Here is a 19,013-nt window from a genome sequence, read left to right as displayed (position 1 = left end):
TATATGCCTCTTAGCCTCCTTGAGAGCCAAGGAGGGTCAAGGTGTCAAGCAACATATCTTACCTGCTGGGCACGTCAAGGCTGCTGTTGGTGTCCAACAGGCTCCCGTTCACGGTCAAGGTGGACCAGAAGGGCCAGGTAAGCCTAGCGCCGAGCACGGGGGGCCTGGCCACAGGCATGAGGCCGCTCCTGGAGAGCGGCCTAGCCACATGGGTGGGCTGGCCGGGCATCAGCGAGGAGGCCGCGGGCAACCTCAGGGACTCAATAAGCAAGACCCTCAGGCTCAGGGGCGTAGTCCCGGTCTGGCTTAACTCAAGGGAGATAGAGGGGTACTACGAGGGGTTCTGCAACAGCACCATATGGCCTCTCTTCCACTACTTCGTTGAGAGGGCAGCCTACGATGAGGACTACTGGAGGTGGTACGTGGAGGTCAACAGGAAGTTCGCCGATGTGGTGCTCCAGGCGTACAGGAGGGGCGACGTCATATGGGTTCACGACTACCACCTGATGCTGCTCCCCTCGCTGCTGAGGGAGAGGCTGGGGGATGACGTCCCCATAGGGTTCTTCCTTCACATTCCGTTCCCCTCATTTGAGGTCTTCAGGCAGCTGCCCTGGAGGGAGGACATAATAAGGGGGCTCCTCGGGGCTGACCTCATAGGCTTTCACACCTACGATTACATGAACTACTTCCTTGAGAGCGTCAGGAGGCTCCTCGGCATAGAGCACTACCTTGGCGAGCTAAAGTACGGCGAGAGGAGCGTTAAGGTCGACGTCTTCCCGATGGGGATAGACTTCGGGGGCATCAGGGCGGCGGCCATGGGCGAGGCCGTGGCGGCCAAGTACAACGAGTTGAGGAAGAAGCTGGGCGACGTCAAGGTAATATTCTCAATAGATAGGCTTGACTACACGAAGGGCCTGCCCGAGAGGCTCAGGGCCTTCAAGAGGCTCCTTGAGAAGTACCCCGAGTACCGCGGCAAGGTGTCCTACATCTTCGTGGTCTCCCCCTCAAGGGAGAGGGTTGAGGAGTACGCCAGGCTGAAGAGGGAGATAAACGAGCTTGTGAGCGAGATAAACGGCCAGTTCTCAACGCTGGAGTGGACCCCAGTCATTTACATAAGGAGGTTCATACCCGAGGAAGAGCTGTTGGCTTTGTACAGGCTTGCCAACGTGGCCCTCATAACGCCCCTCAGGGACGGCATGAACTTGGTGGCGAAGGAGTACATAGCTGCCAACGTCGGCCACAACGGCGTCCTTATAATCAGCGAGGGGGCAGGCGCGTCGAGCGACCTGGTGGAGGCCATAGTGGTGAACCCCAACGATTACGATGGCGTTGCAGACGCGCTGAAGAGGGCCCTTGACATGAGCGACTATGAGCGCGAGAACAGGATGGCCTCCCTCGAGAGCAGGGTCTCAAGCTATGACGTTAACGCCTGGTCATATGACTTTGTCTCAACGCTTCTGTCCTTCAAGAAGACCCAGGCAGTGGAAATAGAGGAGGCCAGGACCAGGAGGCTTTCAGGCGTGCAGCTCACCATGGTTGTGAGCTCCTTCATAGCGTCAAGGAGCAGGATACTCTTCCTTGACTATGACGGGACGCTAGTGCCACTCACGCAGTTCTCGTGGATGGCTAGGCCTGACGAGGAGCTCAAGGGGCTGCTCTCCAGGATAGCGTCAAAGCCGAACACCAAGGTGGTTATAGTGACCACCAGGTCAAGGGCCTCGATAGAGTCCATGCTGGGCGACGTCAAGGGCGTTGAGATAGCTGCAGAGAATGGCGGCTGGCTGTACATAGACGGAAAGTGGTCCCAGGGGGTGGCGGCGAGCGACCTGAGCTGGAAGCAGGAGGTGATGAAGATATTCACGTCGTTCACCAAGAGGACCCCTGGCTCCTACGTCGAGGAGAAGGACTTCTCAATAGTTTGGCACTACCGTAACGTGCCCAGCGAGCTCGGCGAGGCCAGGTCGAACGAGCTGATGGACCTGCTCTCGAGGTTCATAGCCGTTCACCCTAACCTGGCGGTGGTCAGGGGGCCCATGAGCATAGAGGTCAGGCTGGCGGAGCTCACCAAGGCGAGGGCGGCGCTGAACTGGCTCTCCAGGGGAAGCTACGACTTCATATTTGCGGCCGGGGACTCGGGCGACGATGAGGACCTGTTCGCGTCGCTTCCCCAGGGAGCCATAACTGTCAAGGTGGGCTATGGCCCCAGCAAGGCGAGGTACTACGTGGCAAGCCCCCAGGAGCTGAGGGAAGTGCTCCTAAGGCTGGCTGAGTCGTGATGGCCCCGCTAAAGTACCTCCTCTACTTCTTGGCCTGGCTGCTCTCAGCGGTGACCACAGGGATCTACGTCTACGGCATAATCAAGTTCAGGGGGAGCTACTCCCTCCTAAGGAAGCTCGAGGACGGCGAAGTGAGGAGGCCGGTGGAAGTGGTAGTCGCTGCCAGGAACGAGGAGCGCAGGATAGGGGGACTCATGAGGTCCCTCTCGTGGCAGCCGCTCAGGGAGGTGGTCCTAGTTGATGACAGCAGCTCTGACGGCACCGTCAGGAAGGCTGAGGAGGAGCTCAAAGGGGTGAGCCTTAAGGTTATCAGGGCGGACGGCCCTCCGCCGGGCTGGCTCCCCAAGCCCCACGCGCTGGAGCTGGGCGCCAGCAGGGTCAGCCTAAGCTCCTCAATGCTCTTCCTTGACGCCGACGTAAGGGGTGACCTTCATGACGTGATAGTGACGGCCTCCACAGTGAGGCCTGGGGAGCTGGTGGCCTTTGAGCCGAGGTTCGTCTGCAGGACGTCGCTGTGCAGGCTCACCCAGCCGCTCCTCACGTCAATAGTTCACGGCTTCTTCGGGTTTGACAGGGCCCTCAACCCGAGCGACAGGCACTCGATGATGTTCGGCTGCTGCTGGTCTATAGATCCATACTCCTTCTGGGAGTCCGGGGGCATGGCCCAGGTGCGGGACTCCATAGTTGAGGACAGGACTTTGGCCGTGAAGCTCAAGGAGAGGGGCTTCAGGCTGAGGCCTTACGACGCCAGGGGGAGCCTGCTGGTCGAGTCGTGGGGCACGGCGAGGGACTTCGTTAACCTCATAAGGAGGGTCTCCTACGCGGTGGCCAACGTCATGAGCCTGCCGTCCTACTTGGCCTTCTCGGTGGGCGTTACGATCTTAATGGTCTGGCCCCTTGTGATGATCCCGCTGGCGGCGCTGGGCCACCCCCTGCTGGCCCTCGGGCCCGCCATCACCTACGCAGCGCAGGCGGCGTTCACTGCCATGGGCCAGAGGCTGGAGGGCATAAGGGGCCCCTGGTTCCTCGCGTCGCCGCTTGCCGGGGCCCTGGTTGCCTATGGGTTTGTCAGCGCGAGGTTCAGGCCCATCTCATGGAAGGGCAGGAGCCTCAGGCCGAGCGTCACAGGCACTTAAGTATGAGGCCGTCACTGTCAACTATAAGGGCCCCGGCCCTCCCCCCGTGGTACCTGCTTGAGAACACCGTTATCACCCCGCCGCTGACCTCGCGCCTCGAGCGCCACTCGTTGCACTTGAGCGTCCCCACGGGCCTGCCGTCGTGCCTTATCGCGAAGGCCCCGTCGACGACCTCATGCCCTCTGATTATTAGGTCCAGGCCGTTCTCCCTGAGGAACGAGGACCACGCCAGCCTTCCGTAGTAGTAAATTCCGGGACCCCTAGGGTTGGGCTCAAAGTACTCCGCGTCGCCGTTTGGGTCGTTCCACAGCATTTGGAAGAGCACGTCGTCAGCCAGCTCAAGGTAGCGTCTGGTGCCCTTGACGCCCGAGTACTGCAGCTCAACGTTGCTAAGCGATATCGGCACGTCAGGCCTCGCGCAGTCAGCGCACGGTACGCCGCCGTGGACTAGGAAGGCCCCAAGGCCCACCGCGGCAACAGGCAAATGCTGGTATGCCTCTACCACGTGCGAGAAGAGGTCGGTGGCCTGCATGTATAGCACCTCCTCGTAGAACCCGTAGCCCTCGTTCATCCTGGGGTCCTCGTGGTCGCCCCTCAGCGGTACGAACCTGTTGGGCTCGGAGCTCGCGAGGCTGAGGACCTTAACTATGGTCTGGGAGCTGTTCGGCCCTCTGTCAACGTAGTCCCCTAACATTACGGCTTTGTCTATCGAGAACTCGTCCACCAGCTGCTCAAACCTGTCGACAACTTCATCATATCCATGTACGTCGCCGAGTATTGCTATGCTTTTGGCACCGTCGAGGTGGACTATCAGGGGGAGCCTCCTGAGGGCTTCAACCGCGTCATCGACTACCTTGATGGCCTCCTCCCACAACTCCTTAGTCCCCCAGCCTTGAGAGGTAGCGATCTAAGTACTTAATGCCGTGGTCAGGAACCACTACTACGTAGTCCCCCTCCTCCAGCTTGCCCTTCTTGAGCAGGGCCGCCACGGCCGCGCCCCCGCTCATCCCAAACAGGAGGCCGTTGGTCCTGGCAACAGCTATCGCGGAGTCCATGGCCTCGGAGTCCGTGACGTCGATGATTTCATCGGGCCTCTCAGCCATGGGCCACCACTTTGAGGGGTCCTGCCTCCTGATGCCGGGTATTATGCTTCCCTCGGCCGGCTGCACGCCGAAGACCTTGACGTCAGGCCTCCTGTTCTTGAAGTAAAACGCTATGCCAGCGGAGTGGCCGCGGGTGCCAAGCGTCACGAATATGCCCCTGAGCTTGAGGCCCAGGAAGTTCGCCTGGAGGTCTATCTCCTTGGCCGTCGTCCCCACGTGCGTGAGCGGGTTGGCAATGTTTTCAAACTGGTTGGGCATTATGGCGCCCTCGGCCTTGGCCTCCGCAATGGCTGACGGAAGGGCCTCGACTGTCGATGAGCCCCTCACCACGACCTCGGCCCCGAGGATCCTAAGCATGGAGGGGCCGAAGCCCTCAGCAGTGGTCGGCACGTATATCCTGGCCCTCAGGCCCAGGGCGGCTGAGAGGGCGGCGAGTGCTATGCCGGTGTTAGAGGAGGACACCTCAAAGATTTTCCTGGCGTCGGGATTCCTTGATAGGGCCTCCATCAGCACCCCGAGGGCCGTCCTGTCCTTTATGCTCAGGCTGAGAGGGTTGTACCACTCAAGCTTGGCCCACACCCTCACGCCTGGCCCCCAGTTCCCTCTCAGCATAACCATGGGAGTTGGACGGTCGTTGCTGAGGAGCTCCATGACGTCCCTGTAGGCCCTGTACTCATTGGACATGGCGTTGTCATAGAATCCCAGCGCCTCAAGCGGTATGGGCCCGCCCTCCCTTAGGCCCTCGCTGACGGGGGCCAGCCTGCACCTGAGCCACCTCAGGGCCCAGTAGTCGACGGCGCCGTCAATTACCCTGTCTCCCTCCACCGCGAGCGAGGAGGCCACCGAGTTGGACCTCAGCATGGACCTCATGGAGTTCAGCAGCTCCTCCAAGCTTACCTCCTCTGCCTTCAGCTCCTCAAGGGGCCTCAGCCTCAAGCTTACACCAGCCTAGCCGTGCCGCTGCAGCTTAAGGACTTTTAACAGGCCATGTAATTCTCTTTATAAAAAAGGCTTAAATTCTCTACTAGAGAATGTTATCGTGAACGGCCATGGTGAGCGAGGAAGTTAAGGAGAGGCTTCGCAGGGTAAGGCAGATGGCGGCCCACTACAGGTCCCTGGGGGCAGACCCCATGTCCTTGGCTGCGGGCTGCTCCGTCAAGGTGGACCTGCTTAGGGTTGTGTACCCTGCCATGAAGTCCCTGAGGTCCAGGCTCGGCGAGTCCATAGAGATAGCCGAGAGGGAGGACGCAGACGTGTTCGTTGGAGACCATAATGACTTGGAGGTAGTCAGGGCGGTGTCGCCCCTGGGGACTGAGTTCGAGCCCAGCAGGAGGCTCTCAAGGCCTGCCAGGGCCGCCGTGCTAATACAGGCGTACCAGCTTAACGCTGAGTCCCCGGAGAAGTTCGCAGCCAGCGTGGAGCCCGCGTACAGGTCGCTCGCCAAGTGCGCGCCGCGCATAAGGATAGGCAAGGGGCACTCAATAGTGACCCCCTTCAGGGAGGACGAGTTCATACTCGCGGACCTGGTCTCGTCAGGAAAGGGCGACGAGTTCATAGCGATAAACAACGACACCATGCACATAATAGATCCTACCCAGGACCCCCTGGACATAAGGCAGGTCTCGGGGGCGCTGTCGAACGCGCTCAACGACCTGTTTGTAATAGGGGTCCACAGGGGCCTCATGATAGCGCCTGTGATAAACGCCCCTAGCCAGGATCTCAAGGAGAGGCTAATTGAGAACGCCCGCGAGTTCTCAAAGTCCATAGGGGCAGAGGTTCTAGACGTGCCGGGACCTGGCAGGGGAAGGCTCCTCATGGGGGCCACGGTAATGGGCTACAGCGACAGGCAGCCGCCCCAGTTCCACGACAGGGTGAGGCCGGGCATGAAGGTGATAGCGACGAGGCCGCTGGGTGAACTGGCGCCGATAACTACCTACCTCACAGCGGCGATAGATGAGAGCGTCGTTGATGAGCTTGAGGCCGAGGGGATAAGCTTTGACGAGCTGGAGAGGCTTAAGGAGCAGGCCGTCAACATAATATCATCGCCCAACAGGGCGGCGGCTGAGGTCATCGAGAAGTACCTGCCTGCCTTCGGCGAGGAGTACAGCCCGGACGAGCACATAGCTGCGACCACGGACGTGACGGGGCCCGGAATTTACGTTGTCAAGGAGCTGGCGGACCTCTCGAGGACGACGATAAGGATAGACCAGTTCCCGCTCCTGTTCCCGGAGATAGCCAGGTTCGCCACGGAGCACTTCATAATGCCGAACGCCACCGCCGGGACCAACGGGGGCTTCATAATAATAGCCCCCGAGCAGGTGGCTGACGACATAGTGAGGGACCTGAGGTCAAGGGGCTACTCGCCGTCAATAATAGGCGAGGTCGTGGCCAAGGGGACGCCGAAGGTGATAGCGCCCAGGGATATTTCATATTATATATACGATGAGGCCATACTCTCTGAGCTGGGTGCGGGAGGTGCCTGAGGCCTGCAAGAGGATCAGGGTGACCGGCGTGGTTCAGGGGGTCGGCTTCAGAGCCTACGTGAGGAGACACGCCACTATGTTAGGGCTGACAGGCTACGCCAAGAACATGCCTGACGGCAGCGTTGAGATAGTGGCCCAGGGCCAGGAGAAGTCCATAGAGGAGCTTCTCCAGCAGCTGAGGGAGAGCCACTTCGACATAGATAACATAGAGGTTGAGGACCTGACGGGCTGCAACTACGCCCACTTCACAACCATGTGAGGTGACCCACCATAGCTGACAGGGCGTCAAAGGTCCTTGACCTCAGGGGCCTCGACTGCCCAGAGCCAGCCATACTTCTTTACCGAGAGTTCGGGAAGCTGAGCGTGGGCGAGTGGGTTGAGGCTGAGGTTGACATAAAGGAGTGCGCCTTTGTCGCGGCAGAGCTCATAAACAGGAGCGGCTTCGGGGTGGCCACGGTTGAGGAGCTGGGAGCCAGGCGGTACAAGGTGAGGGCGATCAGGACGAGGTAAAGCGATGCTGCCTTATATTTTCAAGGGGACCCACTGCCCCCGGCGGGCAACTTGAGGGAGCTGAGGTACAACCCGCTCACCGGCCAGTGGATAATGGTTTCAAGCGAGAGGGCCAAGAGGAGGTGGAGGCCCCAGGGGTACTGCCCGTTCTGCCCAGGGGCTGAGGAGACGGGCTACGGCTGGGACGCCCTGGTGCTCCCCAACAGGTTTGCCGTGCTCTCAAGGGAGGCCGAGCCCGTGATGGGCGGCGACATACTCAGGAGGGCCCAGGCCTACGGCGACTGCGGCGTGATAGTTGAGACGCCCGAGCACAACGTTAAGGACCTGGACGAGCTAAGCCTTGACCACGTGGTCAAGGTACTGAAGCTGTGGCAGCAGGTGACTGCCAAGGAGATGTCGGACAGGAGGATAGTCTACCTGGCCATATTCAGGAACAAGGGCGAGGAGGTGGGGGTCTCGCTCACTCACCCCCACGGGCAGTACTATGCCATGCCGTTCTTCCCGCTCAGGCCAAGGCTCATGGCTGACAACGCCAGGAAGTACTACAGGAGGTTCGGCAGGTGCGCCTTCTGCGACATAGTGAGGAAGGAGCTTGAGGACAAGGAGAGGGTGGTCTACTCAAACGGCGGCTTCGTCGCCTTCCTGCCCTACTACGCCTCGTGGCCCTTTGAGCTCCACATATACCCCCTCAGGCACGTCCAATACATAACTGAGCTGAGCGACGAGGAGCTGAAGTACATGGCGGACGCCCTTAGGGCCTCGCTGGGGGCCCTTAACGCCCTGTTCTCAAGGCAGATGCCCTACACATTCAACCTGTTCCAGGCGCCCCTCAAGGGAAGGTGGCCCTTCCTTCACATGCACCTTGAGATATACCCGCTGCTCAGGGACAGGGACAAGCTGAAGTACGCGGCTGGCATAGAGATGTCCACCTGGGACTTCACCTATGACAGCGTGCCGGAGGAGAACGCTGGGCTGCTGAGGAGCGCCTGCGAGTCCGTGAAGCCCAGGCTTGGCCTCCTTGGAACGTGCGGCGCGGGGCCAGGCATTATTTAGGTGGGACGCCCACAGGGGCCCAGGAGGCTTAACATGATAACGGTTAGGTCGCCTGGCAGGGTTAACATAATTGGCGAGCACACGGACTACGCCCTGGGCTACGTTATGCCCATGGCCATTCAGCTGGGCACCACCTTCACCGCTGAGCCGTCCCTGGACGAGAGGACGTGCATATTCTCAGAGGCCATGAAGGAGGAGCTCTGCTTCGGTGACGAGCTCGTCAGGGAGGGCAGGTGGATAGACTACGTCAAGGGGGTCTACTATGCAATAAGGAGCAGGGGGCTCAGGTACATGCACGTCAGCGGCAGACTCAGCGGGGACCTGCCCATGAGCTCTGGCCTCAGCTCCTCGGCAAGCCTCGAGATGGCAATAGCCGTCGCCCAGAACGAGCTGGCGAGGCTGGGCCTCTCTAGGCTTGAGCTGGCCCGCCTGGGGGTCACGGCGGAGAACGAGTTCCTTGGGATACCTAGCGGCATCCTGGACCAGTTCGCTGCCGTGATGGGCAAGGAGGGCAAGGCGGTGTTTACGGACACGGAGACCCTTAACTACGAGTACGTTCCAATACCTGAGGACGTAGAGTTCCTGGTGTTCCACACGGGCATAAGGAGGGCGGTGGCAGGCACTGAGTACTCAGAGAGGGTCAAGGTTGTTAAGTCCGCCCTCAGGGCCCTCGGGGTGAGCTCGTCAAAGTACGTCAGGGAGGAGCAGCTTTCAAGGCTTGATGAGCTGCAGAGGAAGAGGCTCGGCTACGTCATAAGGGAGAACTCCAGGGTCCTGGCCGTGAGGGACGCCCTGAGGAGCGGCGACGTGGTGACGACCGGCAGGATACTGACGGAGGCCCACTGGGACCTTGCGAGGAACTACGAGGTCAGCGTGCCCGAGCTCGACTTCTTCGTGGAGTTCGCCACCTCCCACGGAGCCTACGGGGCGAGGCTAACGGGCGCCGGCTTCGGGGGTGCCGCCATAGCACTGGTTGACAGGGGCAAGGGGGAGCAGCTCGGCAGGGAGGCCGAGGAGGAGTATGTGAGGAGGTTCCCGCACAGGCCGCAGCACTGGGTGGTGACCCCCGCTGAGGGGGCAAGGGTAATTGACGTTAGGCCTTAAATTCACTTTAACCTTGCGATGCCAGGCTCAGAGGGGGTAGCGATTGGACAGGCAGACGGTTATTGAGGGCGTGGCCCTCATAATAATAGGGGTTATCGCGCTGGGCCTCTACCTGGGCCTCGCGATGAGCCAGCTCACGATATATTACCCACTCAGGGGCTCATCGTTGGCTGAGAACCCGACCTATGAGGCTCTCTTCTACAACGTGAGTGCAAGGCTTTACCATGAGAACAGCACTGGGTGGGCCCTGATAATGGTAAGGTTCAACCAGACGCAGCCCCCGTTCATGGTCATGGGAGTCTACGTTGTCCGTACAGGTGGATCTCCTGTAATAGTGGCGTCGCTGCAGAGCCTATCGCTTCAGCCCACGGAGGTCCTAGAGTCAGCCCAGCCCTTCGTGCTTAATGAGACGGAGCTGGAGCAGCTGCCGCACCTCGTCTACTACCTTAACGGAGCCCCCTACGCCGCGGCCCAGCTAAACGTGACCAACATAACTAACGGCAACCTGAGGGGGTCCATAACGTCCTACTATGACCTGAGCACTGGAAACCTGCTCTTCGCTAACTTGACCTACGTCTATGCCAATGGCACCCCGTACTCGACCGCCATCTATAAACTCTATAATGTGACCGTGCTATTCTATCACGACGGGGTCCTCAGGGTTCAGGACGTGCCCTTGGTCTACTTCGCCTACGGGGTCCTCGCGCTCGTGGCCGGCGTTGGCATGGTGCTTGGGGCAATCAGAATAGTCGGCTCAGCCTAGCTCCCTCCTGACCTCGTCAACTATTTTTATGGCATCCCTCATCTCATCGTCGCTGAGCGGCCTGAGGGGCTCCCTCACGAACCTCTTCACCGGGGTTCCCATGGCCTCCAGTACGGCCTTTATTACAGCCGGCGACTCGACCCCCTGCCCGCTCATCCAGTACAGCCTGCTCAGGCTAAGTATAACATTGTTAAACTTCTCCGTGAGCCCCCAGTCCTTTGACTCGAAGGCCCTTATGAGGCTCACGTAGGGCTCAGGCATTATGTTGCCGAGCCCTGGGACGACGCCGTCGCCTCCCGCAAAGAGGGTCGGGAGCAGCATGTAGTCAAGGCCTGTCAGCACGCTGAAGTCCTTCCTCACCGACTTGACTTCCCTTATCAGCTCCACCAGGTACGAGAAGTCCGCGAACGTGACCTTAGCCGCCGACACGTTGCTGAACTCCTTGGCCAGCCTCACGTAGATGCTGACCGGCACGACAACCCCGGTGTTCAGCGGGTTGTTGTATATTATCACAGGCACGTCAACGCTCCTGGCCACCGCGGAGAAGTGCCTGTACATTACCTCATCAGAGGACCTGTAGAAGAAGGGGGGCAGAACAACAACGCCGTCTGCGCCGACGTTAATGAACTCCTTTGCCATCCTGACGGAGTCCTCTGTCCTCAGGGAGCTGACGCCTGGAAGCACCATTATCCCTGAGGGGGCGACGTTGACTGCCGTCTTGACCAGCCTGAGGGCCTCGTCAAAGGTCACGTGGACGAACTCGCCCGTGGTGGAGTTTGGGAAGAGGCCGTTGACGCCGCTCTCCACGAGCCTCTTAACGTGCCACTCGAAGGCGTCATAGTCTACCTTGAGGTCAGCGGTGAAGGGCGTTATGAGAGGCACGACGACGCCTTCAACCCTGGGCAACCTTACCACCCAGCTTCCCTCGGCGTGGAGCATTAATAGGGCCACAGGTCCTCGGCTGTTGGCGTTATTTATTGCGCTGGGCAAAAGGGATTCCCAGCGGCTGGGGCTAACAATGAAAGGACGGCCGGACGACCCAGAAAGATCGCGCGGAGTGATGAGGATATCGCTTTACAACCTGGTAAACGGCATGACCAGCAGCGCCTACTCGCCTTACCTTTCATTTATAGGGGCCTCCCTGGGGCTCTCAGGCTACACCCTTGGCATAGTCTCAACCGCAGGCACGTTCTTCACTAACATGGCGCAGTACTTCTCGTCAGTGACGAGGAGCAGGGCGAGGCTCCTGGTACTTGAGGGGAACTTAGTTAGGGGCCTCGGCCTCTTCCTTATGCTGTTCTTCCTGAACAGCCACATCATATACACCATTCTAGTCGCCGTGATTATGGCGGGCTCAGGCGTAAGCTCCATGGGCCTCTCCCTCCTGAGTGAGTACTACAGCAGGGGAAGCAGGAGCATAGTTTTGTCCAGGATGGCCTTCTACTCGGCCCTGGGCTCGCTTCCTGTAATAGTGGCGGGAGGCCTGTATATGGCCACTAACGTGGAGCTGGCTAAGTACATCTTCGTCGCATCAGCTGTGGTGACCACCCTTTCCACTTTCATAGTGTTTGACCTGCCCTACGACGAGCCCCAGGGACGAAGGTCCCTCAGGCTCTCCGCCAAGGGGCTTGAGAAGTTCCTGGCGTTTAACTTTGTCTACATGATTGTGTGGTCCTTCGCCTGGCCCCTCTTCCCCCTCTCGCAAATTTACATATTTAAGATGACGACCGAGCAGGTGGCCATAATAAACGTCATAGCCACCTCCTCAACGGTTGTCGTCCAGAGGTTCATAGGGGGGTTCATAGCTAGGAGGATGAAGCTCTCCATGTTCCTGGGCAGGCTCACCAACACCTTCTTCGCGCTGGCCTACGCCGTGTCACCCAACATTTACGGCATATACGTATCCCAGCTCCTGGCAGGCCTGGCCAACTCAATAAATAACGTGGCCTACTTCTCATACCTCGTCGATAAGGTGGAGGACAAGAGGGCCGCCATAGGCACCTACAGCGTCGTCATGGGCGTGGGGGCCCTGATAGGGGGCGAGCTGGGCGGCTGGGCCTTCGAGTACCTTAAGGCGATAGAGGGCTACGAGTGCCTCAGGCAGCTGATGCTGTACACGGCGATAGCCAGGGCGTCGGCGGCCTCCCTCTTCCTGCTCCTCTAAAGCGCCGCCCTGGCCTCCCTGAGGGCGTTGAGCTGGGACTCGAGGTCCCTGGGGGAGGAAACTATGACCCCGTCCACCACGTCCCTGAGCCTCTCCACGGCCTCCCTGACCTCGCTCATGGTAATGAGCTCCTCCCTGGGGATGGATCTGAGCGCATCGGCGTTGGCTTCAGTGAGCAGCACCAGGTACACGTAGAGCTTAGAGCCCCTGAGGTGGGCCTCCCTGGCCACCTCGCCCACGAGGCCCGAGCGCCAGGGCCTCGTTATCACGTAGAAGTCGGCGCCCGAGGACACCCTCCTGAGAACCTGGTCCATAGGCTTAGCGAGGCTCAGGAGGTGGCCGACCCTCACCCTTATCCCAAGGGACCTTATTACCGCTGCCATGGCCTCGGGGTCAGTGTTGCATGGGTCGCCAAGGGTGGGCCTGTCCCCCCTGAGGAGGAGCAGCCTCGAGATCCCCGCGGCCTCCATTGACATGGCAATGTTGATCGCGCCGAGGGGGCTGACGTCTAGGAGCCTCAGGTGAGCTATTAAGTCTGCCCTGCCGTCCAGGGCCGACTTAATGGCTGCAGCCATGACAGGTGACGAGGGGGCCGGCGCGCCGAGCGGTGCGTCGGGCACGTCAAGGGAGTCCGCCAGCTCAAGGAGCCTTGACGCCGCCCTCGCCATCTTCTCCAGGGACCTCTTGGGCGGCAGCTCAGCGATCAGCTCAAGGTCTCCCAAAACCCTCGCCTTTCAGCTCTGCTTCAGAGGCCGCGCTTATAAATTACAAGCCCAACTTGACTGCACGTAACTCTTTCAAATTATTTTAACCAGCTCACTTATAGTGGTCAGCACGAACACGCTCCCGAGGAACTTGTATATGGTTGATGACCTCATCCTGTTGGCCAGCCTTGCAAAGTATATGCCGGAGAGCATTGCAACGGCGCCTATTATTACTGACGCCATGACGTCTGACATGCCGTCAGCTATGTAGGCCTCAGCCCCTGAGGCCGCGGACATGAACATGGCTAAGGTGGCGGTCCCTATCATCCTCTTGACCTCCATTGAGTAGAGGAGCATCATTATGGCTATGAACATTATCCCCCCGCTGGCCCCAAGGGTGCCCGTCACCAGGCCTACCACGAAACTGAGGGCAGGCGCAAGTACATAGGCGGCCCTGCCCAGCCCCAGGCTTCTCACTTTCAGCGACGGGCTCTTGGATCTCCTAAATGACACGTAGGCCATGTATGCGGTGAAGGTGGAGAAGGCTATCTCAAGGGCCCTGACGGGGGCCCTGAAGGCTATGGCTGAGCCCACCTGGGCCCCAAGGACGGCCCCAAGGCCTATGAGCACGGCCTTCTTAACGTCGACGTTCCTGTGAGTGAAGTAAACGTATATCACCGAGGTAGTAGTTATGACGTCGACCAGGAGGCTTGAGCCTATGGAGTCCTTAAAGCTAAGGCCTAGGTAGGAGAGGGCCGGAACCACTATAAGGACGCCGCTGGAGCCCGTTATCCCCGTGAGGGCGCCGACGGCCACCCCTATGAGCACGAGGGCGTACAGCGGTATCACGTGTGTCATAGCTTGGTCCAGGGAGGCTATAATGTGTAAACTAACTCTTTAAAGTTTTTGTAAATAATTAAACCGGTAACGTCAGCCAAGCGCGCCGAGGGCGAAGCCCAGGAGGGCCAGGGGAACCACGTAGAGCTCCACGTCCTTGACCCTGGTGGCGACGTCCTTTGTGGGCGACCTCACCAGCTTTAGCGACTCATAGATGAACACCAGGTCTACCGCTGCTATTGGCACGCCGTAGTAAATGGGGTTGGCTATTCCAAGGAGCGGCGGCAGCGGGCTGAGGGCTATTGCTGCCAGGTAGAAGGCCATGGAGGCCAGGGAGGCCTTTGCAGGGCCGTGCACCACTGCCAGCGTCCTAACCCCGTGGAGCCTGTCGCCCTCAACGTCAGCGACGCCCTTCGCTATCTCCCTCCCCACCATGGAGAGGAATATCATGAGGGTCTCGAGCACTATGGCCATGCTGACCCCGCCTCCCATGAGGGCGCCGTAGAGCAGCGGCGAGACCCCAGTGAAGGCAACCATGAAGTTGCCCAGAAGGCCCGTCCTCTTCGTCACAGTGTCATAAAGTACCGCGTCAACGTAGGACACGGCGGCAACGGTCAGCTCCGGCAGGCCCATAACTGCTGAAATAGCGAGGCCTACCGCAGACGTCAGCCAAAAGAGGGCCTTGGCCTCAGCCACGCTCACCCTGCCTGAAGGTATGGGCCTCCCGGGCGAGTTAACCATGTCAATCTTGACGTCAACTATGTCGTTGAGCACCATGGCTGACGACGTCAAGGTGTAGGCCACCAGGAACCCCATGACTATCGAGGCCACGGGCGGAAGCCTGCCGTGGCCGGCGACGAAGGCCCCAACTATCACTATGATTCCCATCATGACGCCGTTGACGGGCCTCATCAGCTCCGCGTAGGCTGCGGCCTTTGACAAGCAGGGCCCCAAGAACGCTGGGGCCGTCCGCTTATAAGCTGTAATAGCTATCTACAAGAGGGGACAGGGCTTGAGCGAGCTTGAGTCGCAGTTCGGCAACGCCGTGGCCAGGTTCAGGTACCCTGACGCCAAGATGTTCAGGTCGATAATAGACTCTCTGTCCGACATCATTGAGGAGGCGGCTTTCACAATAACCAAGGACGGGGTCAAGGTCTCTGGGCTGGACCCGGCCAAGGTTGCCTACGTGGAGGTTACGATACCTTACTCGAGCTTCCTCGAGTATGAGCTCTCCCAGGACTCCGTCACCATGGGGGCCAACCTGGCCTCGCTGTCCAAGGCACTTGTTGACACTAAGAAGGGCAACAGCGTTGAGTTCAGGGTCTCCCAGTCCCAGGTGCTTATAAAGGTCGAGGGTCAGGCCAGGAGGGTCTACCTGCTCCCTAACATAGAGGTGGCCAGCGAGATACCTGAGATGAAGCTGGAGCACGACGCTGACATAAAGATAATGGCGGACCCCTTCAGGAGGGCCGTAGAGGACGCCGGCGAGTTTGGGAACGCCGTGGAGTTCGAGGCCACGGACACATACTTTGCAGTAAGGGCCAGCGGGGAGAGGCGCGCCGAGGCGAAGTTCCTCAGTGGCTCCGGCTCCCTGATATCGCTTGAGGTCAAGGAGAGCGCCAAGGCTGTTTATGACTACAGCTACCTGGACAAGGTGCTGTCGCTAACCAAGGTCGCCGAGCAGGTGGAGGTCATGTTTAAGACCGACAACCCGCTTGAGCTTAGGCTCGACTCGCCCAGCTTCTCAGTTAGGTACGTGCTGGCGCCGTACACTGGCGAGGCCGCCGGTGAGGAGAAGACGGGCAGGAGGTCGAGGAGGAAGGAGGCTAAGGAGGAAGAGGCCGCGGAGTCCGAGGAGTCGGAGGAGGCCGAGGAGAGCGAGGGAGAAGAGGGGGAGGATGAGGGCTCGTCAGAGGAGGAGTAACGAGGTCCTGGTCGTGGGCACCTCGGGCCCCTCACCAAAGTACTTAACGGGGTCGCCGACGACGTGACATAGGGCCTTCAGGGCCTCAAAGGAGTCGTCCCTTCCCCTTATTATTACTCCCTGCCTTAACTTGGAGAGCTGCAGGGCGGCGCTCACGCTGCCATAGACCAGCACGGCGGTGCTGCCCTCAATCATGGCTGCTACCTGCGAGGCCTCTGAGCAGTCGTCGTAGAGGGACACGGATACTATAGGCGCCTGGACGTCGGTCCAGAGGAGCTCCGCGCCCCTGGGCACGTCGCTTATCACCAGCGGCGAGACGTAGTTGCCGTTAACGTTAACTTCGTCGGAGAGCGACGCGCCCTTGGAGGCGGCGTCGTTTATGAGCTTCACGGCCCTGTCCACGAGCCCCCTAGTCCTCAGCGGCCCCACGTCCTTGCCCTCCAGCGGGCTTCCAACGCTGAGCTGTGATATGTAGTCCTCCATTGAGTCGAGGAGCTCCTCGCCAAGGCGCCTAGACGCCAGCACCCACCTCACCGAGCCGCAGGCCTGCCCTGCGTTGGAGACCGCGGAGTCAACTACCTGCCTAGCCAGGGACTCTATGTCGTTGGGCTCGCCGCACAGGAGGAGCGCAGCCCTTCCTGAGCAGTTGGCTATCACGTTGCTGAACGTCCTGCTGACTGAAAGCCTGGTAGACTCCCTGCCAAAGAGCACCGTTGCCGCGACGTCCTGCTCCGTCAGCCTGCTGTAGCCGTTCATGTTGACAAGGGACACGAAGTCCCCAAGGTCAGTGCCCCTGAGTATTGCTACGGCTGCGGCCGTCGAGGCGGAGGCCCCCCAGGGGGACTTGACCACCGCGGGCATGCCGTTGGCGAGGAGCGAGGCGGCGCCAGCTATGGCGCCGAAGAAGGGCGACGTGAAGGGGGGCAGGACTAGGCCTACGCCCTCCCTGGAGTGAACTGTGGTCGAGGTCCACTCGCCGCTCATGTCGAAGTGAAGCCTGCCCGTGAGTGAGCCTCCCCTGGCGCTGGCAAGCTCCTGGGCCTGTGAAAGTATGGCCTGCGAGGCCTCAACCTCGTCCCTGGCCTCGGAGAGCTTCTTGCCCGTCTCCATGGAGATGACCTTTATAATAGCGTCCTTATAGTCATCTATGGCGTCGGAGGCCTCGAGGAGCGACTCGACCCTGTCGGAGGGCGACATAAGCGAGAGGGAGTCGTACCTGAGCCTGAAGGCCGGCGAGGGGTCGGGCGGGACGGTTATGTAGTACCTGAGGCCCAGCGGGGTCTCAACCCAGACCCTCCTGCCCTGCTCGCTGGCCTGCCCCCCGACCACGTACCTAACTCCGAGGCCGTCGTCCGTGACGAGGACCTCGTCTATTGATTTCAGGAGCCCGGGGACCTCGCTCAAGGCCTACACCTCCTACACGGGCTCCTCGGGGTAGCCCATGGCGGTGGCCACGTAGACTGCCAGCGCGAACAGGGCGCTGCTCAGCCTGTTGACTATCTTCAGCGCGAGGGGGTCTATCTTGTACTCCCTCGAGGCCCTTACCATGACCCTCTCAGCCCTCCTGATCACGGCCCTGGCCACGTGCAGCGCCGCCGCGGGGCTGGGGCCCGCGGGCAACACGAAGTTCTTGAGGGGGTGCCTGCCGTAGTAGTTATCTGCCATGTCCTCAAGCCTCCTCAGGTCGTCCTCCGTCACCGAGACCCTTCCCGAGGCCGTGTAGCCGACCCTGAAGATGAGCCTCTGTATGTACTCCAGGTCGGCCAGCACGTCAGTCATGTAGCTGGGGACGAGCGACCTGGCGAGCCCAACGAAGCTGTTGGCCTCGTCCAGGGAGCCCATTAGCTCCACGAGGACGTGGTCCTTTGGGACCCTCTCGTTGAGGAGGCTGCAGTATGTTGTGCCCTCGTCGCCCGTCCTAGTGAACACATGGGACAAGCGCTTCCACCGCCTGGCTAAGGCCTGCCAGGGTAATAAAGGCTGGGCTCAGCGCCGCTAAGCTAATACCTGGCCTTCTCCCCGCCCCTGAAAGGGCGAGGCTTGTAATTAATTTATATCCGTCACGTGTTGGCGCCTAAGTCGTTCAGTATCGACCTTACGAGCACTGCCGCCACGTCCTGCGCCCTCGCCCTCCTGTCGAGCTCCTTTATGAACTCGCTGACCCTGCCCTGGGCCTCGGCCCTGGAGAGCTCCATGGCTACCCTCTCAATGGCGTCAAACAGCTCGCCGTCCTCGATGTTCTGGGCAGCGTACCTCATCACGGCGTTCGCCAGCGGGGCACTCTTATCGTCGAGCAGCACTGTAGTGTCGACCTCAAACCCCACGTACCTGTAGATGGTCCTTATCATCACTTCTGCCTTGACCTTGCCGAAGACGACGTAGGAAACCCCGTTCTTAACGTCGTTCACGGCTACCGTGGAGAGGTACATAGCGCCGGTCTCGTCCACGTCGCTGAGGGCTGGGTACTTGACCACCTCAAGGCCGTCCTCAGCGAAGGCGCTCCTCACGGCCTCGTAGAACCGGTTGAAGGCGTTCGCGTCTGAGTAGGCCACTGCCATCTCCAGCAGCTCCTCGTTCATTGAGACTACGTTCATCAGCTTCTGGGCGACGAGGTTCTCCAAGCCTCTTCACCCGTTGTTGCTCAGCGTGGGCAGCGGCTGCCTCTCCACCACGTCGCCGTCCTCTACGTACACAGCGGCCAAGTTAATGACTCCCAAATCAACGGAGGCCCCTAAATTACCCTTGTTTTCAGGTGGTATTTTCGACCTCAACTGGGACGTGGGCATACCAACCCCCTCCTAACCTCGTTATAAACTACCTCCAGTCAGTCTAAATTGCTTCCCCGCGCCACTTTTCCTTGAACTTTAAGGTCAGCTTGAAGCCCTTCGGTAAATAATCCTCTTGGCCACAACGAGTTTAACGACGCTAGCCCTCTTCATCCTCTTTCGCTCACTGC

Annotated in this window: 20 protein-coding genes; 10 read left to right on the top strand and 10 right to left on the bottom strand. The window is 59.9% G+C overall.

What is annotated here, in order from left to right; translation table 11 throughout:
* The first annotated feature begins 41 nt into the window (after positions 1–41).
* Both ACZ5OO_RS00500 and ACZ5OO_RS00495 read left to right on the top strand, forming a co-directional pair.
* Positions 42–2,276, top strand: a complete 2,235-nt coding sequence (locus ACZ5OO_RS00500; RefSeq protein ID WP_464078265.1) for a bifunctional alpha,alpha-trehalose-phosphate synthase (UDP-forming)/trehalose-phosphatase — start codon at positions 42–44, stop codon at positions 2,274–2,276.
* Entirely contained in the window at positions 2,276–3,412 is a 1,137-nt protein-coding gene (locus ACZ5OO_RS00495) for a glycosyltransferase family 2 protein (protein ID WP_013266713.1), read from the top strand. Before ACZ5OO_RS00500 ends, ACZ5OO_RS00495 begins: the two co-directional genes overlap by 1 nt.
* On the opposite strand, the gene ACZ5OO_RS00490 is transcribed toward ACZ5OO_RS00495, so the two are convergent.
* Together ACZ5OO_RS00490 and ACZ5OO_RS00485 are read right to left on the bottom strand one after the other, a co-directional pair.
* Complete coding sequence (locus tag ACZ5OO_RS00490; RefSeq protein ID WP_013266712.1) at positions 3,399–4,286, bottom strand: metallophosphoesterase; 888 nt, start codon at positions 4,284–4,286, stop codon at positions 3,399–3,401. The genes ACZ5OO_RS00495 and ACZ5OO_RS00490 overlap by 14 nt on opposite strands.
* A gap of 4 nt (positions 4,287–4,290) precedes the next feature.
* A complete protein-coding gene (locus tag ACZ5OO_RS00485) occupies positions 4,291–5,451 on the bottom strand; it encodes a pyridoxal-phosphate dependent enzyme (protein ID WP_464078264.1) in 1,161 nt (386 codons plus the stop codon).
* A gap of 113 nt (positions 5,452–5,564) precedes the next feature.
* Here ACZ5OO_RS00485 and ACZ5OO_RS00480 point away from each other — a divergent pair, with 113 nt between their 5' ends.
* The 6 genes from ACZ5OO_RS00480 (at position 5,565) to ACZ5OO_RS00455 (ending at position 10,428) form a co-directional block, all read left to right on the top strand.
* Positions 5,565–6,998: a SelD-related putative sulfur metabolism protein gene (locus ACZ5OO_RS00480; protein ID WP_013266710.1), complete on the top strand. Its 1,434-nt coding sequence runs from the start codon at positions 5,565–5,567 to the stop codon at positions 6,996–6,998.
* A complete protein-coding gene (locus ACZ5OO_RS00475) occupies positions 6,991–7,257 on the top strand; it encodes an acylphosphatase (RefSeq protein WP_052296727.1) in 267 nt (88 codons plus the stop codon). Before ACZ5OO_RS00480 ends, ACZ5OO_RS00475 begins: the two co-directional genes overlap by 8 nt.
* 104 nt (positions 7,258–7,361) lie before the next feature.
* Positions 7,362–7,508, top strand: a complete 147-nt coding sequence (locus tag ACZ5OO_RS00470; protein WP_013266708.1) for a hypothetical protein — start codon at positions 7,362–7,364, stop codon at positions 7,506–7,508.
* A gap of 51 nt (positions 7,509–7,559) precedes the next feature.
* Positions 7,560–8,561 (top strand): galactose-1-phosphate uridylyltransferase, encoded by a 1,002-nt coding sequence (gene galT, locus ACZ5OO_RS00465; RefSeq protein WP_048812980.1) that lies wholly within the window; start codon positions 7,560–7,562, stop codon positions 8,559–8,561.
* 33 nt (positions 8,562–8,594) lie between these two features.
* Positions 8,595–9,665, top strand: coding sequence for a galactokinase (locus tag ACZ5OO_RS00460; protein WP_048812979.1), 1,071 nt, complete (start codon positions 8,595–8,597; stop codon positions 9,663–9,665).
* A 43-nt stretch (positions 9,666–9,708) separates the two neighbouring features.
* Positions 9,709–10,428 carry a hypothetical protein gene (locus tag ACZ5OO_RS00455; RefSeq protein ID WP_013266705.1) on the top strand — a complete coding sequence of 240 codons (720 nt, stop codon included), beginning with the start codon at positions 9,709–9,711 and terminating at the stop codon, positions 10,426–10,428.
* Here ACZ5OO_RS00455 and ACZ5OO_RS00450 read toward each other — a convergent pair.
* Positions 10,420–11,343, bottom strand: coding sequence for a dihydrodipicolinate synthase family protein (locus tag ACZ5OO_RS00450; RefSeq protein WP_464078263.1), 924 nt, complete (start codon positions 11,341–11,343; stop codon positions 10,420–10,422). The two genes, ACZ5OO_RS00455 and ACZ5OO_RS00450, sit on opposite strands and share 9 nt — an antisense overlap.
* A gap of 103 nt (positions 11,344–11,446) precedes the next feature.
* Here ACZ5OO_RS00450 and ACZ5OO_RS00445 point away from each other — a divergent pair, with 103 nt between their 5' ends.
* Entirely contained in the window at positions 11,447–12,592 is a 1,146-nt protein-coding gene (locus tag ACZ5OO_RS00445; RefSeq protein WP_238523583.1) for an MFS transporter, read from the top strand.
* Here the strand turns inward: ACZ5OO_RS00445 and ACZ5OO_RS00440 are convergent.
* From ACZ5OO_RS00440 to ACZ5OO_RS00430, 3 genes are all read right to left on the bottom strand, one after another.
* A complete protein-coding gene (locus ACZ5OO_RS00440) occupies positions 12,589–13,314 on the bottom strand; it encodes a methylenetetrahydrofolate reductase (RefSeq protein ID WP_464078262.1) in 726 nt (241 codons plus the stop codon). The genes ACZ5OO_RS00445 and ACZ5OO_RS00440 overlap by 4 nt on opposite strands.
* Before the next feature lie 75 nt (positions 13,315–13,389).
* Positions 13,390–14,145 carry a sulfite exporter TauE/SafE family protein gene (locus ACZ5OO_RS00435; RefSeq protein ID WP_464078261.1) on the bottom strand — a complete coding sequence of 252 codons (756 nt, stop codon included), beginning with the start codon at positions 14,143–14,145 and terminating at the stop codon, positions 13,390–13,392.
* Between the two features lie 81 nt (positions 14,146–14,226).
* Positions 14,227–15,075 (bottom strand): geranylgeranylglycerol-phosphate geranylgeranyltransferase, encoded by an 849-nt coding sequence (locus ACZ5OO_RS00430; RefSeq protein ID WP_464078260.1) that lies wholly within the window; start codon positions 15,073–15,075, stop codon positions 14,227–14,229.
* Positions 15,076–15,145: 70 nt separating this feature from the next.
* Between ACZ5OO_RS00430 and ACZ5OO_RS00425 the strand changes: the two genes are divergently transcribed.
* Complete coding sequence (locus ACZ5OO_RS00425) at positions 15,146–16,057, top strand: hypothetical protein (RefSeq protein ID WP_464078259.1); 912 nt, start codon at positions 15,146–15,148, stop codon at positions 16,055–16,057.
* Here ACZ5OO_RS00425 and ACZ5OO_RS00420 read toward each other — a convergent pair.
* From ACZ5OO_RS00420 to ACZ5OO_RS00405, 4 genes are all read right to left on the bottom strand, one after another.
* The gene (locus ACZ5OO_RS00420; RefSeq protein WP_464078258.1) at positions 16,043–17,461 is read right to left on the bottom strand and encodes an aldehyde dehydrogenase family protein; all 1,419 of its coding nucleotides are present in this window, start codon (positions 17,459–17,461) and stop codon (positions 16,043–16,045) included. The two genes, ACZ5OO_RS00425 and ACZ5OO_RS00420, sit on opposite strands and share 15 nt — an antisense overlap.
* 12 nt (positions 17,462–17,473) lie before the next feature.
* The gene (locus tag ACZ5OO_RS00415; protein ID WP_464078538.1) at positions 17,474–17,986 is read right to left on the bottom strand and encodes a cob(I)yrinic acid a,c-diamide adenosyltransferase; all 513 of its coding nucleotides are present in this window, start codon (positions 17,984–17,986) and stop codon (positions 17,474–17,476) included.
* 131 nt (positions 17,987–18,117) lie between these two features.
* Positions 18,118–18,678, bottom strand: coding sequence for a hypothetical protein (locus tag ACZ5OO_RS00410; RefSeq protein ID WP_464078257.1), 561 nt, complete (start codon positions 18,676–18,678; stop codon positions 18,118–18,120).
* A 6-nt stretch (positions 18,679–18,684) separates the two neighbouring features.
* On the bottom strand, positions 18,685–18,843 hold the full coding sequence (locus tag ACZ5OO_RS00405) for a hypothetical protein (RefSeq protein ID WP_464078256.1): 159 nt from the start codon (positions 18,841–18,843) through the stop codon (positions 18,685–18,687).
* Between the last annotated feature and the right edge of the window lie 170 nt (positions 18,844–19,013).

Source organism: Acidilobus aceticus, assembly GCF_055392325.1.
This window is presented reverse-complemented; position numbering and strand designations above follow the sequence as displayed.

Excerpts from the sequence above, each read along its gene's own strand:
- ACZ5OO_RS00495 (WP_013266713.1), top strand. The coding sequence starts at position 2,276 with ATGGCCCCGCTAAAGTACCTCCTCTACTTCTTGGCCTGGCTGCTCTCA.
- ACZ5OO_RS00480 (WP_013266710.1), top strand. The coding sequence starts at position 5,565 with ATGGTGAGCGAGGAAGTTAAGGAGAGGCTTCGCAGGGTAAGGCAGATG.
- ACZ5OO_RS00460 (WP_048812979.1), top strand. The coding sequence starts at position 8,595 with ATGATAACGGTTAGGTCGCCTGGCAGGGTTAACATAATTGGCGAGCAC.
- ACZ5OO_RS00445 (WP_238523583.1), top strand. The coding sequence starts at position 11,447 with ATGAAAGGACGGCCGGACGACCCAGAAAGATCGCGCGGAGTGATGAGG.
- ACZ5OO_RS00405 (WP_464078256.1), bottom strand. The coding sequence starts at position 18,843 with ATGCCCACGTCCCAGTTGAGGTCGAAAATACCACCTGAAAACAAGGGT.